Source organism: Pseudomonas protegens (genome assembly GCF_003363755.1).
Lineage (GTDB): Bacteria > Pseudomonadota > Gammaproteobacteria > Pseudomonadales > Pseudomonadaceae > Aquipseudomonas > Aquipseudomonas danubii.
In genome coordinates this window covers 491,536-506,521 of the sequence record NZ_CP031396.1, presented here as the reverse complement: position 1 = coordinate 506,521, position 14,986 = coordinate 491,536, and the positions used below count along the sequence as shown (strand labels likewise).

General features: G+C 62.4%; 7 protein-coding genes. 4 read left to right on the top strand and 3 right to left on the bottom strand.

The features are described from left to right. Positions 1-62 precede the first annotated feature (62 nt). The gene (locus tag DWF74_RS02060; RefSeq protein ID WP_102863356.1) at positions 63-428 is read left to right on the top strand and encodes a DUF7677 family protein; all 366 of its coding nucleotides are present in this window, start codon (positions 63-65) and stop codon (positions 426-428) included. Positions 429-552: 124 nt separating this feature from the next. Here the strand turns inward: DWF74_RS02060 and DWF74_RS02055 are convergent, their stop codons facing one another. The 3 genes from DWF74_RS02055 to DWF74_RS02045 all read right to left on the bottom strand — a co-directional run bounded on the left by DWF74_RS02055 (position 553) and on the right by DWF74_RS02045 (position 5,459). Then, positions 553-2,772 (bottom strand): OsmC domain/YcaO domain-containing protein, encoded by a 2,220-nt coding sequence (locus tag DWF74_RS02055; protein WP_115582403.1) that lies wholly within the window; start codon positions 2,770-2,772, stop codon positions 553-555. A gap of 150 nt (positions 2,773-2,922) precedes the next feature. Beyond that, positions 2,923-4,431 (bottom strand): NAD(P)/FAD-dependent oxidoreductase, encoded by a 1,509-nt coding sequence (locus DWF74_RS02050; RefSeq protein WP_115580183.1) that lies wholly within the window; start codon positions 4,429-4,431, stop codon positions 2,923-2,925. Next, positions 4,428-5,459 carry a LysR family transcriptional regulator gene (locus tag DWF74_RS02045; RefSeq protein ID WP_115580182.1) on the bottom strand — a complete coding sequence of 344 codons (1,032 nt, stop codon included), beginning with the start codon at positions 5,457-5,459 and terminating at the stop codon, positions 4,428-4,430. The genes DWF74_RS02050 and DWF74_RS02045 overlap by 4 nt, the downstream gene beginning before the upstream one ends. Before the next feature lie 485 nt (positions 5,460-5,944). On the opposite strand from DWF74_RS02045, the gene DWF74_RS02040 reads away from it, so the two are divergent. The 3 genes from DWF74_RS02040 to DWF74_RS02030 are packed head-to-tail and all read left to right on the top strand — an operon-like array spanning position 5,945 to position 14,983. Next, positions 5,945-6,211 carry a phosphopantetheine-binding protein gene (locus tag DWF74_RS02040; protein ID WP_011061078.1) on the top strand — a complete coding sequence of 89 codons (267 nt, stop codon included), beginning with the start codon at positions 5,945-5,947 and terminating at the stop codon, positions 6,209-6,211. A gap of 13 nt (positions 6,212-6,224) precedes the next feature. Continuing rightward, positions 6,225-7,574: an NAD(P)/FAD-dependent oxidoreductase gene (locus tag DWF74_RS02035; RefSeq protein ID WP_011061079.1), complete on the top strand. Its 1,350-nt coding sequence runs from the start codon at positions 6,225-6,227 to the stop codon at positions 7,572-7,574. Between the two features lie 32 nt (positions 7,575-7,606). Further along, positions 7,607-14,983, top strand: coding sequence for a type I polyketide synthase (locus tag DWF74_RS02030; RefSeq protein ID WP_115580181.1), 7,377 nt, complete (start codon positions 7,607-7,609; stop codon positions 14,981-14,983). The last annotated feature ends 3 nt before the right edge of the window (positions 14,984-14,986 follow it).

The following is a 14,986-nucleotide window of genomic DNA, read 5'->3' as shown; positions in this document are numbered from 1 at the left end:
GCTTGCACAGCGGCCAGTACCGGAGAATCCTCCCGGTCCGATACCTAGCAGAGGCAAGCCGCATGCTTTACCCGAAACAACTCAGCCCGGAGTTTTCCGGGGCGTTGCGCACCTTCAGTTTCTGGGTCGCCAACGGCACCCTCGGCTACCCGCTGCTGGAGGGTGTCGACTATCGCAGTTGCCTGAGCGAAGAGCCGAGCATGCTGGAGATGGCCTACGCGATTTTTGCCAATGTGCTGGAGCTGGACGAAGAGGGCGTACCGGTGAATGCCAAGTACGCCGAGTACCGTGCCGCCCAATACATTCGCCAGTACTGCGATCCGGGATACAGCGCATCGCCGGCGTTCGAGGACTGGGAGCAGGAGCTGTATGGCCCGCCTGATAGAGAGGACCGCAAGCCCTGGCCGCCCGGGCTGCGCGATGGCTGACGAGTCACTGTAGGAGCGAGCAGGCTGGCGATGGTCGCCAACGAAAACGCCGCGTTCACTGGGGAACGCGGCGTTCTTGAGGGCTTCGCGAGCAAGCTCGCTGCTACAGGTACGGGGCGCTGTGTCAGCGGTTGGCTGCGCTCCACTTGGCCCGTGCCGCGTGCAGCTTCTTGTAGCTGTCGATCAGCCGCAGGTGACGGTCCAGGCCTTCGAGCTGCAGGTTGGTCGGGGTCAGGCCGTAGAAGCGTACGCTACCGTCCACCGAGCCGATCACCGCGTCCATCCGTTCGTTGCCGAACATGCGCCGCAGATTGGCTTCGTAGTCGCCCAGCTCCAGTTCGTCGTCCAGTTCCACTTCCAGCACCGCGTTCAAGGCCTGATAGAACAGCCCGCGCTCGACGGTGTTGTCGTTGTATTGCAGGAACATCTCCACCAGTTCCTTGGCCGGGTCGAACTGCCCCAGGGCCACGTGGAGCAGCAGCTTGAGTTCGAGGATGGTCAACTGGCCCCAGGCGGTGTTGTCGTCGAACTCGATGCCGATCAGGGTGGTGATGTCGGTGTAGTCGTCCAGCTCGCTTTCTTCCAGGCGCTCCAGCAGTGAGCGCAAACCGTCTTCGTCCAGGCTGTGCAGGTTGAGGATGTCTTCACGGAAGAACAGCGCCTTGTTGGTGTTGTCCCAGATCAGGTCGTCCACCGGGTAGATTTCCGAATAGTCCGGCACCAGGATGCGGCAGGCGGTGGCCCCCAGGTGCTGGTACACCGCCATGTAGACTTCCTTGCCCAGGCCTTCGAGGATGCCGAACAGGGTCGCGGCTTCCTCGGCGCTGGCTTTTTCCCTTTCGCTGAAGCCGCTCTGGCTGGTGAAGTCCCACTCGACGAATTCGAAGTCCGCCTTGGCACTGAAGAAACGCCACGACACCACGCCGCTGGAGTCGATGAAGTGCTCGACGAAGTTGTTCGGCTCCATCAGCGCCTGGCTTTCAAAGGTCGGTTGCGGCAGGTCGTTCAAGCCTTCGAAGCTGCGGCCCTGGAGCAGCTCGGTGAGGCTGCGCTCCAGCGCCACCTCGAAGCTTGGGTGGGCGCCGAACGAGGCGAACACGCCACCGGTGCGCGGGTTCATCAGGGTCACGCACATCACCGGGAACTCACCGCCCAGGGACGCGTCCTTGACCAGCACCGGGAAGCCTTGCTCTTCCAGGCCCTGGATGCCCGCCAGAATGCTCGGGTACTTGGCCAGCACTTCCTGGGGCACGTCCGGCAGGGCCAGCTCGCCTTCGAGGATCTGGCGCTTGACCGCCCGCTCGAAGATCTCCGACAGGCACTGCACCTGGGCTTCGGCCAGGGTGTTGCCGGCGCTCATGCCGTTGCTCAGGTACAGGTTCTCGATCAGGTTGGAGGGGAAGTACACCACCTCGCCGTCGGACTGGCGCACGTAGGGCAGGCAGCAGATGCCGCGCTCGATGTTGCCCGAGTTGGTGTCGTACAGGTGGGAGCCGCGCAGCTCGCCATCCGGGTTGTAGATGGCCAGGCAGTGTTCGTCGAGGATCTCCTTGGGCAGCTCGTCCTTGCGCCCCGGCTGGAACCAGCGTTCGTCCGGGTAATGCACGAACTCGGCGTTGGCGATTTCCTCGCCCCAGAACTGGTCGTTGTAGAAGAAGTTGCAGTTCAGGCGCTCGATGAACTCGCCCAGGGCCGACGCCAGGGCGCTTTCCTTGGTCGCGCCCTTGCCGTTGGTGAAGCACATCGGCGACTGCGCATCGCGGATATGTAGCGACCAGACGTTGGGCACGATATTGCGCCATGAAGCGATTTCGATCTTCATCCCCAGGCCCGCGAGGATGCCGGACATGTTGGCGATGGTCTGCTCCAGGGGCAGGTCCTTGCCGGCAATGTAGGTGCCTGCGCTGGTGCCCGATTGCGGCATCAACAGCGCCTGGGCATCGGCGTCGAGGTTTTCCACTTCCTCGATGATGAACTCGGGGCCGGTCTGCACCACCTTCTTCACGGTGCAACGGTCGATGGAACGCAGGATGCCCTGGCGGTCCTTGTCGGAGATGTCCGCCGGCAGTTCGACCTGGATCTTGAAGATCTGGTTGTAGCGGTTTTCCGGATCGACAATGTTGTTCTGCGACAGGCGGATATTGTCGGTGGGGATGTTGCGGGTCTGGCAGTACAGCTTGACGAAGTACGCCGCGCACAGCGCCGAAGAAGCCAGGAAATAGTCGAACGGACCCGGCGCCGAACCATCGCCCTTGTAGCGGATCGGTTGGTCGGCCACCACCGTGAAGTCGTCGAACTTGGCTTCAAGTCGAAGGTTGTCGAGAAAGTTGACCTTGATTTCCATGGGGGGCACCGGCATCACAAAGCAAAAAATGGCGGGCATTATCCGGGATTTTGCGCGGGAAGTGTTGCGGTTTTCGGCGCACGGGTGGATCGCCAGGGCTGGCTGCCGGTCACAGACACCGGCACCCGGCCCCGGGCATCACTCAGGCATTCAGGCTTTGAGGATGAAACGATTGGATATCCGCGAATAGCCCAGGGGCAACAACTCGGCTTCATGCTCCTTGATCAGTTCATGCAGCGCGTTGGCGGTTTCGGCCACCGGCCTGGCTTGCTCCCTGGCCTGTTGCATGACCTGGCACGACTGCCTGAACAGGCTTTCGTAGGCGGGCGAGTTCAGGGACAGGCAGCCAGGGAAGCGCACCGCCTCAAGCGCTGCATCGAACTGGCGGGCGTCGCCACTGTGTTCCAGGTCGTGCAGCAGCTTTTGCAGAAAGGCACTGCCCAGGTTGGAGCCGCTGAGCCAGACCCGATGCCACACGTTCCACAGGTGAAAGTCGCTGAAGGCTTCATAGGAGCAGGAAACCAACTGGTCATTGGTCGCCACCGCGTTCAGGCAATGGCGCTCGACTTCGATGAACTGTTCCCGTTGCCAGCGGTTGCTGCGGGCGGCGTCCAGCACCTTGGGGGCCAGCCTGAGGATGGACTCGAAGGTGGTGATCAATCCCCTGGAGAACAGCGGGTCGATAAACCCTGTGGCTTGCGGCAGCAGGCAGAAGCGATCCCCGACATTTTGCACGCTGCGGTAGTTGATGCGCGGCGCGTAGATCCACTCCCGGGCATTGACCGCATCCTTGAAGTGTTCGCCGATGGCCGGGTACTTTTTCAGCAGTTTGCGAAACTCGATCTCCGGCGCCTCGGTGGGACGGTACTTGGCGTTGTTGAACTGGAAGCCGACGCTGCACAACTGATTGGTGCCCTGCGGATGGTTATTGAAGGGGATGACCCACAACCAGCCCTCTTCGAAGATGTGGTGCAAGGTGCTCTTGAACAGTTCGATGGGGGAACGAGTGCGGGACAACGGAGCCAGGGCATCTTCGTAGCTCTTCACATTGAGCATGTGGGTGAAGAATGAGCAGGTGTCGGTCGCCAGCCCTTCGGTGGTGCGCAAGCCCAGTTGGCGGGAGAGCGGAGAGCCCTGGGCAGCAGCGTCAATGATGAACGCGGCCTTGACGGGGGCGGCGTTGGACAATGCCACCTCGACCCCGTCGTCGTTGAGGCTGATCGACTCGATCTTGATGTTCTGTCTGGATTCGGCGCCGTGTTTCAGGGCAATCATCAGAGCGAAATAGTCGATGTCCTGCCGGAAAAGATGGGCTTCCGGCGCCTTCAGCGGCGGGGCCACAAGGTGGTCGGGGGACGACGGCGCGTTCTCTTGATGCCAGGCAAAACTGAAGCCCAGCTTGATCCCGCAGGCGCTCGAACCGACGTGCTGGATGATCTTGTCGGGGTGCGAGAGGTAGGCGATTTCAGGGATGTCGAAGCGCTTTGCGAGCAAGCGCAGCAGAAAACCGCTTTCCGGTGTCGCCGCTTCGCCGACGGAGAATCGTGGGTGCTGGGCCGAGTCGAGGATCAGTACGTTCAGCCCGGACTTCGCGAGGACAGCGCCGGTCAGCGCGCCGGCGATACCACTACCGATGATAATGACGTCGTACTGATTCATGATGTCTGGCTCTTGTCGTGCAAGGTGGTGGCTCTGGAAAGCGCTGAATGCATTGCCGTATCGAAATGCAGGGTGGCCAGGGTCTGCGGTATTTCCTTTTCAAACGGCAAGTCCCAGTAAGGCGTGCTGCCGATCGAGCGTTTCAACTCATTGATGAACAGGCGGGTCTTGGCCGGGACAACGCTGCTGCGTGCCCTCAGTGCGTAGATCGCTCCCTGTTGCGGATCGGCCTCGCAATATTCGTCGAGCAGCGACACCAGTTGGCCGCTGGCGATCTGTTCATGCACCAGCCAGGTGGGTGCGTGGATGATTCCTATGCCTTGAAGGGCGCCGTCCACCAGCAACTCGGAACTGTTGACCGATAGCCGGCTGCTGGGCATGAGCTTCTTGAACAGGCCATCGACCTTGAATTGCCAAGTCAGTGAGAAGTTGCTGCAGGTGCTGTGGATCAGGCAGGCATGTTGGTACAGGTCTTCAAGAGTTTGCGGACAGCCGTGTTGCCGGATGTATTCCGGGCTTGCGCAGAGCACGCGCCGCATATCCGCAAGTTTCGTTGGAATCAGATTACTGTCCGGCAATATGCCCAGCTTGATACAGATATCGACGTTATCGATGCTGGGGTCGAGAACGTTGTCGTTAAGCGAGAATTCAATGTTCAAACCGGGATGATGGTTCAGTATTCGGCTCAACAAAGGCGCTACATGGCGCCGTCCAAAGGCCACGGGTGCTGAAACCTTGAGAATGCCAAGGGTCGATGCAGTGTGTTCTTTTACTTCTGATCTAGCATGCCCAATGCATCTCGAGATGTTCTTTGCATGTTCGAGAAAGAGCAGGCCTGTTTCGGTAAGTACCAAGCATTTTGTCGATCGATTGAATAGGCAGGTTTCAAGTTCTTTTTCGAGGCTATTGATTCTGCGCATCACCGAAGAAGGTGGGATGCCAAATAGTCTTCCTGTTTCGGAGAAACTACCAGTTTTAGTTACGGATATATAAAGGTCTATGTCATTGACAACGCCTAGCGCCTTCATTACTAAATCCTTTTAGAGTTTTTAGTGTCTTGTTTTTGTAAAGACAAATTACAAATAGATCATGACAGCCTCCTTAGTACGGCTAGGCTTTTTGTTTGTCAAGCAGTGCTGGGCCCTTGATTAGTTGGCTTTGATAAAATTGATTCATAATATTTCAGGCTCCGCAGCTCCACCCGGCGCAGAGCGGAACACCGCTCAAGTGCAAGGCTTGGTTTGCACTATCTGGATACAAAAATAGTTCTAGTGGCCAATTGCGCAGAGCGCCAAAACTATGCTTTGGCGCTCGAAAATGACTTTCTGAAGATCGTCATACAGGCCTGTGGAACACCGTTAAGTTGTGTTGATTTCGATGTTGTCGGGGCTGTTTTGCCTTTGCGGATATGCAAAGGCCTTTTGCAAAATCGGCTATTCACAAGTGCATTCTGATTGAGGATTGTAGACGGGTTTTCCCAACCCACGATTGTCGAGTGCAGGAGCGTACGTCTATGGACGGAGAGGAAGTTAAAGAAAAGATTCGTCGCTACATCATGGAAGATTTAATCGGGCCAAGTGCAAAGGAAGATGAGCTTGATGACCAGACTCCACTACTGGAGTGGGGCATTCTCAACTCGATGAATATCGTCAAGCTCATGGTCTACATCAGGGATGAAATGGGTGTCTCGATTCCAAGTACCCATATCACCGGCAAATATTTCAAAGACCTGAATGCAATATCCAGGACTGTCGAGCAACTAAAGGCCGAGTGCGCCTAACAGGGAGTGGGCAATGAGCGATCATGATTATGATGTAGTGATTATCGGTGGCGGGCCGGCGGGTTCGACCATGGCCTCCTACCTGGCAAAAGCCGGTGTCAAATGCGCGGTGTTCGAAAAAGAACTGTTCGAGCGCGAGCATGTTGGCGAGTCGCTGGTACCGGCCACCACTCCGGTGCTGCTGGAAATCGGGGTGATGGAAAAGATCGAGAAAGCCAACTTCCCGAAGAAGTTCGGCGCTGCCTGGACCTCGGCAGATTCCGGCCCCGAAGACAAGATGGGCTTCCAGGGGCTGGACCACGATTTCCGTTCGGCGGAAATCCTCTTCAACGAGCGCAAGCAGGAAGGGGTCGATCGCGACTTCACGTTCCACGTCGACCGCGGCAAGTTCGACCGCATTCTTCTGGAGCACGCAGGTTCGCTGGGGGCCAAGGTCTTCCAGGGCGTGGAGATCGCTGACGTCGAGTTTCTCAGCCCGGGCAATGTCATTGTCAATGCCAAGCTGGGCAAGCGCAGCGTCGAGATCAAGGCGAAGATGGTGGTGGATGCCAGCGGTCGTAACGTGCTGCTGGGCCGCCGGCTGGGCTTGCGAGAAAAGGACCCGGTCTTCAACCAGTTCGCGATTCACTCCTGGTTCGACAACTTCGACCGCAAGTCGGCGACGCAAAGCCCGGACAAGGTCGACTACATCTTCATTCACTTCCTGCCGATGACCAATACCTGGGTCTGGCAGATCCCGATCACCGAAACCATTACCAGCGTGGGCGTGGTTACGCAGAAGCAGAACTACACCAACTCCGACCTCACCTATGAAGAGTTCTTCTGGGAAGCGGTGAAGACCCGGGAAAACCTGCATGACGCGCTGAAGGCCTCGGAGCAGGTCCGCCCGTTCAAGAAAGAGGCGGACTACAGCTACGGCATGAAAGAAGTCTGTGGCGACAGCTTCGTGCTGATCGGCGATGCCGCTCGGTTCGTCGACCCGATCTTCTCCAGCGGCGTCAGCGTTGCACTCAACAGTGCGCGCATCGCCAGCGGCGACATCATCGAGGCGGTGAAGAACAACGACTTCAGCAAGTCCAGTTTCACTCACTACGAAGGCATGATCAGGAATGGCATCAAGAACTGGTATGAGTTCATCACGCTCTATTACCGCCTGAACATCCTCTTCACCGCGTTCGTTCAAGACCCACGCTACCGCCTGGACATCCTGCAATTGCTGCAAGGGGACGTCTACAGCGGCAAGCGCCTGGAAGTGCTGGACAAGATGCGCGAAATCATCGCTGCGGTTGAAAGCGACCCTGAACACCTCTGGCACAAGTACCTGGGCGACATGCAGGTTCCTACCGCCAAACCCGCGTTCTAAACACTAAACACCCAGTCGAAGGAGATGACTGAATGGATGCTCGTGCGCCCATGGATTTTGAACCCATTGCAATCATCGGGAGTGGATGCCGCTTTGCCAAAGGTGCATCGACCCCCGAGGCATTCTGGGAGCTCCTTCGTGCTGGGACCGATTTTGTCGGACCGGTTCCCGCAGAGCGCTGGGACACAGCAGCGATCTACGATGAGAACGCTGCTGAAACCGGTACGACCTACAGCAAGGTGGGGGCGTTCCTCGAGCACATCGACCGCTTCGATGCGCATTACTTTGGCATCTCGGCCTCTGAAGCCAAGGAAATGGACCCGCAGCAGCGCCTGCTGCTGGAGGTCGCCTGTGAAAGCGTGGCCCGGGCCGGCCTGACCCGCGAGCAGCTCAAAGGCAGCAGGACCGCGGTCTATGTCGGCATGCTGGGCATGGATTACCTGGCGCTGCATTCCCGCGAGGCCGGCATCGAACAGATCAATCCCTACTATGCCGCCGGCAAGGAATTCAGCTTCGCCGCCGGGCGTATTGCCTACCACCTGGGTGTTCATGGGCCGGCAATGACCGTGACCACGGCATGCTCTTCGTCCCTGGTGGCCATGCACCTGGCCTGTCGCGCCTTGCAGGCAGGGGAGGCGGACATGGCCCTGGCCGGAGGGGTGAACCTGATGCTGGCGCCGGACCTGACGATCTACATGAGCCAGATCAGGGCGATCTCGCCCAGTGGCCGCTGCCGGGTATTCGATGCGGCGGCCGACGGGATCGTCCGGGGCGAGGGCTGCGGGGTCACGGTGCTCAAGCGCCTGGCAGATGCCCTGCGCGATGGCGACCCGATCCAGGCTGTGATCAGGGGCTCGGCGATCAACCAGGATGGCGCCAGTGCCGGCCAGACCGTGCCCAACGCCAATGCCCAGGCTGCGGTGATCCGCCAGGCCCTGAAAGTGGCCGGCTTGAGCGTGGACGACATCGACTATGTCGAGGCCCACGGCACCGGTACGCCACTGGGCGATCCGATCGAACTCTCTTCGCTGGACCGTGCCTTCCAGGGGCGTGAGCGACCGCTGTGGGTGGGCTCGGTCAAGGCCAACATGGGCCATCTGGATGCGGCCGCCGGAATGGCCAGCGTGATCAAGACCATGATGGTTCTCAAGCACGCCGAGGTGCCTGCGCAACTGCATCTCGCACAGTTGAACCCTCTGGTGGACTGGAAGCGTTCCCGGCTGGCGGTGCCCACGGCGATCGAGTCGTTGCCCGACCGGCCGCGCCTGGCTGGAATCAGCGGTTTCGGGCTCAGTGGCACCAACGTCCACATGATTCTCGAAGATGCCAGCGCCTATCGGCAGGCACAGCCGCAGCAGGAACCTTCGGCACAGGGCCGGCCCTGGGTCCTGCCGGTATCGGCCAGGTCCGCGCAGGCCGTGGTGGAGCAGGCCAGGGCCTATGCCATTCATCTGCCGCAGCAGGACGATGGGCAATTACAAGCCTTTGTCGCCAGCGCCATTCATCGTCGTGATCACTTTCCCTACCGGTCGGCCGTGGTGGGTGCGAACGCCGCGCAATTGAAGAGCCAGCTGGAGCAGTTGCCGGCCCCGACCTTGGCCTGCGCGACGGACGAAGAGGATCGGCGCGGGCCCGTGCTGGTGTTTACCGGGCAGGGCGCCCAGTGGGTGGGAATGGGCCGCGACCTGCTTGAACGGGAGCCGGCCTTCCTGGCGATGATCCGGCGTTGCGACCAGGCGCTGGCCCAGTGGGCTAACTGGTCGGTGGAGGCCGAGCTGCGCAGCGACGCCAGTGGGTCCCGCCTGCACCTGACCGAATTTGCCCAGCCCTGCATCTTTGCCATCCAGGTGGCGATCAGTGAATGCCTGCGCCAGTGGGGTGTGATCCCGGCGGCGGTGGTCGGCCACTCCATGGGGGAAGTGGCCGCGGCCTATTGCGCCGGAGCACTGGACCTGGAGTCGGCGGTGCGGGTCATCCACCATCGGGCCCAGGCCATGAAGGACACCCTGGGGCAGGGGCGGATGCTGGTGGTGGGCCTGCCCGCGCCGACGCTCCAGTCGCGTCTGGCGAACAACCCGCAACTGGAACTGTCGGTGGTCAACAGTCGAAACAGCTGTGTGGTGTCCGGCAGCCCGCAGGCTGTACAGGCTCTGGATCAGCAACTGCGTGACGAAGGCATCTTCACTTACCTGATGCCGGCGGAATATGCCTTCCACTCCTACCAGATGGATGAGTGCCTGACGCAGATCCGCGCGGGGCTGGAGGATTTGCCGGTGGTTGCCGCGCACACGCCCTGGATTTCCACCAGCGCGATGCCCGAGGAGCCGATCCTGGCAGATGCCGACTACTGGGCGAGGAATGCCCGTGGCATCGTGCGCTTCGATCGCGCCATTGAACAGTTGATCGAGCAGGGGCACCGGCTGTTCGTCGAGATCGGCCCGCACACCGTGCTGGCGGCGTCGATCAACCAGGCCCTGGCCGACAAGGGAACCCAGGGGCTGGTGTGCGGCGCCTTGCACAAGCAGGGCGACGCCGCCCTGGAGCTGGCCAGTATTGTTGCCCGCCTGTACGAGTGGGGCGCGGGTCCCGACTGGCAAGCCTTCCAACCCAGGGAGGCGGCGCTGGAGCTGCCGGCCTATCCCTGGCAGCAGCAGCGTTTCTGGTTTGCCCCGGCGCCGCGGCCGCAGCCGGCGGGACTCGTGTCCCAGCTGCGGGCGCAGGTACTGGTGTATGACGCCCAGGGCAATCTCTGCGCCCAGGCCAACGATGTGGCGCTGAGCGTGCCGCAGCTGGCACAAGTCGCAGTGCCGGCACCGGCCAAGGTGCCCGCTGCGGCGCAGCCGGTGGGGGATGTGCGGGCGCAGATTGGTGCACTGCTGACGCAGATCATCGGCGTGGCCTGTGCCGACCCGGACCCGGATCGAGGCTTCTTCGAACTGGGCCTGAGCTCGATTTCCCTGGTTGAATTCAAGCGCATGCTGGAACGCCAGTTCGCCCTCAAGCTGTCGGCGACAGTGGGCTTCGACTATCCCACCATCAACCGGCTGGGCCAGTACCTGGAAGGGCTGCTGTCCCGGGAGCCGGCCAGTACCCCGGTAACGGTCGATGCCGGGGCGACCGACGCCGCGGGGAGCATCGCCGTGGTGGCCATGGCGTGCCGGTTTCCCCAGGCCGACAGCCCCGAGGCCCTCTGGAAGCTGATACTGGAACAGACGGACACCGTAGGGCCGGTACCGCCGTCCCGGCTCGCCGGCGCCAAACCGGAGGAAACCTTCCCGCGGTTTGCCAGCCTTATCCAGCGCCCCGAAGGGTTCGACGAAGCGTTCTTCCGCATTTCCCCCAAGGAAGCCCGGAGCATGGACCCCCAGCAACGGCTGTTGCTGATGGTGGCCTGGGAGGCTCTGGAACGGGCCGGTATCCCTCAGGAGAAGCTGCTGGAACAGAGGGTCGGGGTGTTTGTCGGGGCCAACGCCCACGACTACGAAACCCGGGTCCTGGGTAGCGCGCAAGGCGTGGATGCCCACTACGGCACTGGCAGTTCGTTTTCGGCGATCTGCGGGCGCCTCTCACATTTTCTCGGCGTGCGTGGGCCGAGCCTGACGGTGGACACCGCATGCTCGTCATCGCTCACGGCCATCCATCTGGCGTGCAACAGCTTGCGTGCCGCGGAGTGCGACATCGCGATTGTCGGTGGGGTGAATGTCATCGCCTCGGCATCGATCTTTCAATCCATGGGGCAGGCCGGCGCATTGGCCCCGGACGGCATCAGCAAGGCCTTCGACGACAGTGCCGACGGTTACGGTCGAGGGGAGGGCTGCGGCGTGGTCATTCTCAAGCGCCAGGCCCAGGCCGAGCGGGAGCGTGACCCGATTGTCGCGACGATTCTCGGTTCGGCGGTCAATCACGACGGTGCCTGTGCCGGGCTGACAGTGCCCAATGGTCCGGCGCAAGAGGCGCTGATCAGCGAAGCACTGGCCAACGCCGGCGTGCATCCGGGGCAAGTCAGCTACGTCGAGGCCCATGGCACCGGTACGGTGCTGGGTGACCCCATCGAGCTCAACGCCCTGCACAACGCCTATCGCCAGGCCAGCCCCGACAGTCCGGCGCTGACGGTGGCCTCGGTCAAGGCCAATATCGGGCACCTCGAGGCGGCAGCGGGCATCGCTTCGCTGATCAAGGCCTGCCTGGTGGTGGAGCACGGCCGGATTGCCCCGCAAGCCCATCTGCAGCGGGCCAACACCCGTGTCGATTGGGCGGCCATGAACCTCAAGCTGGCGCATCAGGCCATGGACTGGCCGGGCCGGCCGGAGTCGCGGGTGGCCGGGGTCAGTGCCTTTGGTTTCACCGGGACCAACGTGCATGTGCTGCTCAAGGGCTACACGGCGCCCGCGACAGCGCCTTTGCCTCCCGCCACCGCGCCAGTGGCCTTGTGCCTGTCCGCGGCCACCCCGGCGGCATTGGCGGAGCTGGCCCAGCGCTATGTGTCCTTCCTGGGCACTACCGAGCACTGCCCACAGACCATCTGCTACAACGCGCTGGTGCGGCGCACGGCGTTCAAGGAACGCCTGGTCGTCCAGGGCCAGGATTGCCGCGAGCTGGCTCAGGCACTACAGGCCTGGCTGGCCGGCAGCCCCATCGCCAATGACCGCAAACCCGCGGCCGGCGAACCCTGGGCAACCCTGGCCGAGGCCTTTGGCCGCGGCGTCCAGGCGCCGGGCCCCGAGCGCTTGCCGGACGGCTGTCAGGCCATCGGGTTGCCCACCTATCCGTGGCAGCTCAACGACTACTGGATCGACGCTGGGCAGCCGGCCACGGCGGTGCAGCCCGCCCGGGCAGCCTCGGGCCACCCTTGCCTGCAGATGCTGGTACGGCCGGCCGGGCAGCTCTGGTACTGGTCGGGGGCTCTCGCTCCCCAGGCCGGGCATTACGACCCGCTGGGCGAACAGGGGTACAGGGTCAAGACTCACCTGTTGCTGGATGCCGTGCTCCAGGCGGTGCAGGAAACACCGCGGGGCGTGCAGCAGATCCGCGACTTGCAGATTGCCCAGCTGCGTCTGCGCGGCGAACAGCACCTCACTTCGCACCTGAGCATCCACCTCAGCCAGGCCGCTGACGCCTGCTTCGAACTGGCCTTGCAAGGGGCCGGCGACGAGCGCCGCCAGGTCTGCATGAGCGGAACCCTGGTTGACTGTGCAGTGCAGTTGCAGGAGCAAACCCTGCGCGCGGTGTCGATGCTCGATGAGCCTTCAGCGCCGGCGCCGGACGTTGGCCTGTGCCCATGGTCCGGGTGTGCGGCCACGGGCGGGCAGCGGGCCTTGTACCGCTTTGCCCACTCCCTGACGGCGGCCGAGCGCCAGACCCAGTTGCTGGCCAGTGTGGTCGAGCTGTTTGAAGGCGCCCACGCCGCCGCGCTGGTCGGGTTCTCCGGGCTCCAGGTATGGGCAGACCTGCCGGCGCAGGTATGGATTGTGCTGACCGGCCATGACGCCGACAAACCCGACAGCCTGCAGGTAGTGGATGCCCGGGGTTGCCAGCTGGCACTGTTCGAAGGTCCGCAGTTTGGCCATCCTGGTTCGTGGTACTTGCCCGACCTCCAGAGCGCACCCCTCGACCTGCCGATGATCGTTCGCCAATGGCAGGACTATCCGATGCCGGGCGAGGGTGCTCGGCAACGCGAGGGCTACTGGATGGTGCTGGCCTGGAGCACCGCCGAAGTCCAGCCACTGGCTGCGGCGTTCGCGGCTGAACAGCGTCCGGTCGAAGTCATCGAGCTGCACGCCGGGCAACAACCTCTGGCCCGTCAACTGTCCTCGGCGTTGCGCGGGGCAGTGGCCGATCCGTCCTGCCTGGGGGTGATCGTTGCCGGCGCTGATGCTCAGGAGGCCGACGACCTCGGTGTATCCCTGGTGGCCTCTGCGGCGCTGGTACAGGCCTTCGCCGGTGCGATTGCCAGCGTCGGAACACCGGCAAAGCCGGTCTGGTTCGCCCTTCATGCCAGGGATGCTGCATCGCCGGCCATGGGCGCTGTCCAGGCCACCTGGCAGGGCGCCGCGCATATCTTCGCCCTGGAGCATCCTGCCTGGTGGGGCGGTCTGGTGACTTTGCAGGGCAGCGACGGAAGAAGCTACGCCAGCCTCTGCCGGCTGTTGCACGGCCAACCTGGCCATGATCACTTTGCGATCAGCGGCGCCCGGGTCGAGGTGCAATACCTGGTGGAGGATCAAACCGACCCGCTCCAGCGCCTGGAGCCGCCGGCGCTGAACGGAACCGTTGTGCTGCATGCCGTCCCGGGATGTGACCTGGAGCCTGTGCTGACGGCACTCGGGCAGCGGGGTGTGCAGCGTGTGCTGCTGCTCTGCGAGGCCCCCGGGCAACTGCACATGCCTGAGCGGATGCCCGGGGCGATGGCGATCAGCAGCCTCTCGGACCTGAGCCGGGAAAACCTGGCTGACACCTTCGCGACGCTGCGAGCGCAAGACCGCATCGCCGGCTTTATCCACCTCGATCTTGACTGGCGCACGGTTGCACTCAAGGAGCCAGAGTTTGTCGTGCGAATGCAGGAAAGCGCTCGGCCGCTTGAGGTCTTGCAGCAGCTTCACCAACTGATCGATGACCCCGAAGCGTTCTTCCTGATCCTGGGCAGTGTGTCTTCCCTGCTTGGCGGGGCCGGCTTCGCCCGCTCGGCGATTGCCGATGCGTATGCCTCGTGGGTGCATGCACAGCGCCGGCGCCAGGGGTTGAACTGCCAGCTGCTGCACCTGACGCAGAGCGAACAGGAGCTTGAGCAGGACGCCGCCGCCCGCACGGCCATGCAAGGCAGCGGCCTGCAGCCTTTGCAGCGCTCGCAGATAGTGCAAGCCATAGCTCGCGTGCTGGGCGGCCAGGGCCAGTGCGGGCTGCTCAATGTCGACTGGCAACAACTCAAAGGGCTGTACCTGAGCGTGCTGCGCTGGCCCCTGCTCGAACACCTGGGCGCCGCGGATAGCGCCGCGGATCAGCGTCTGGCCGAGCTGATTGGCCTGCCACCGCTGCAGCAGCGCCGGGCCATGCAGGCGCTGGTCTGCGAGGTAGTGGGGCAAGTGTTCGGCGTTGCCGATGGCCTGGAGCTCGACGTCAGGAAGGGCTTCTTCGACATGGGCATGTCCTCGGTCATGTCGCTGGACCTGCGCTCACGGCTGGGCCGGGCGTTGAGCATCGACCTGCCTTCGACCTTCGGCTTCGAATACACCTCCATCGAACAGGTCACGGACTACCTCATGGGCGAGCTCCTGGCGCCTGAAACCCGGGAGTCGGTGACGGCGCCCGAACCTGTGTCGCCAGCGTCGCGGCATCAGGACCTGCATGAACTGTCACGGGCCGAGCTGATTGGTGCTCTCGAAGACGAGCTGCGCGATATCGCCAATTACTAGCCC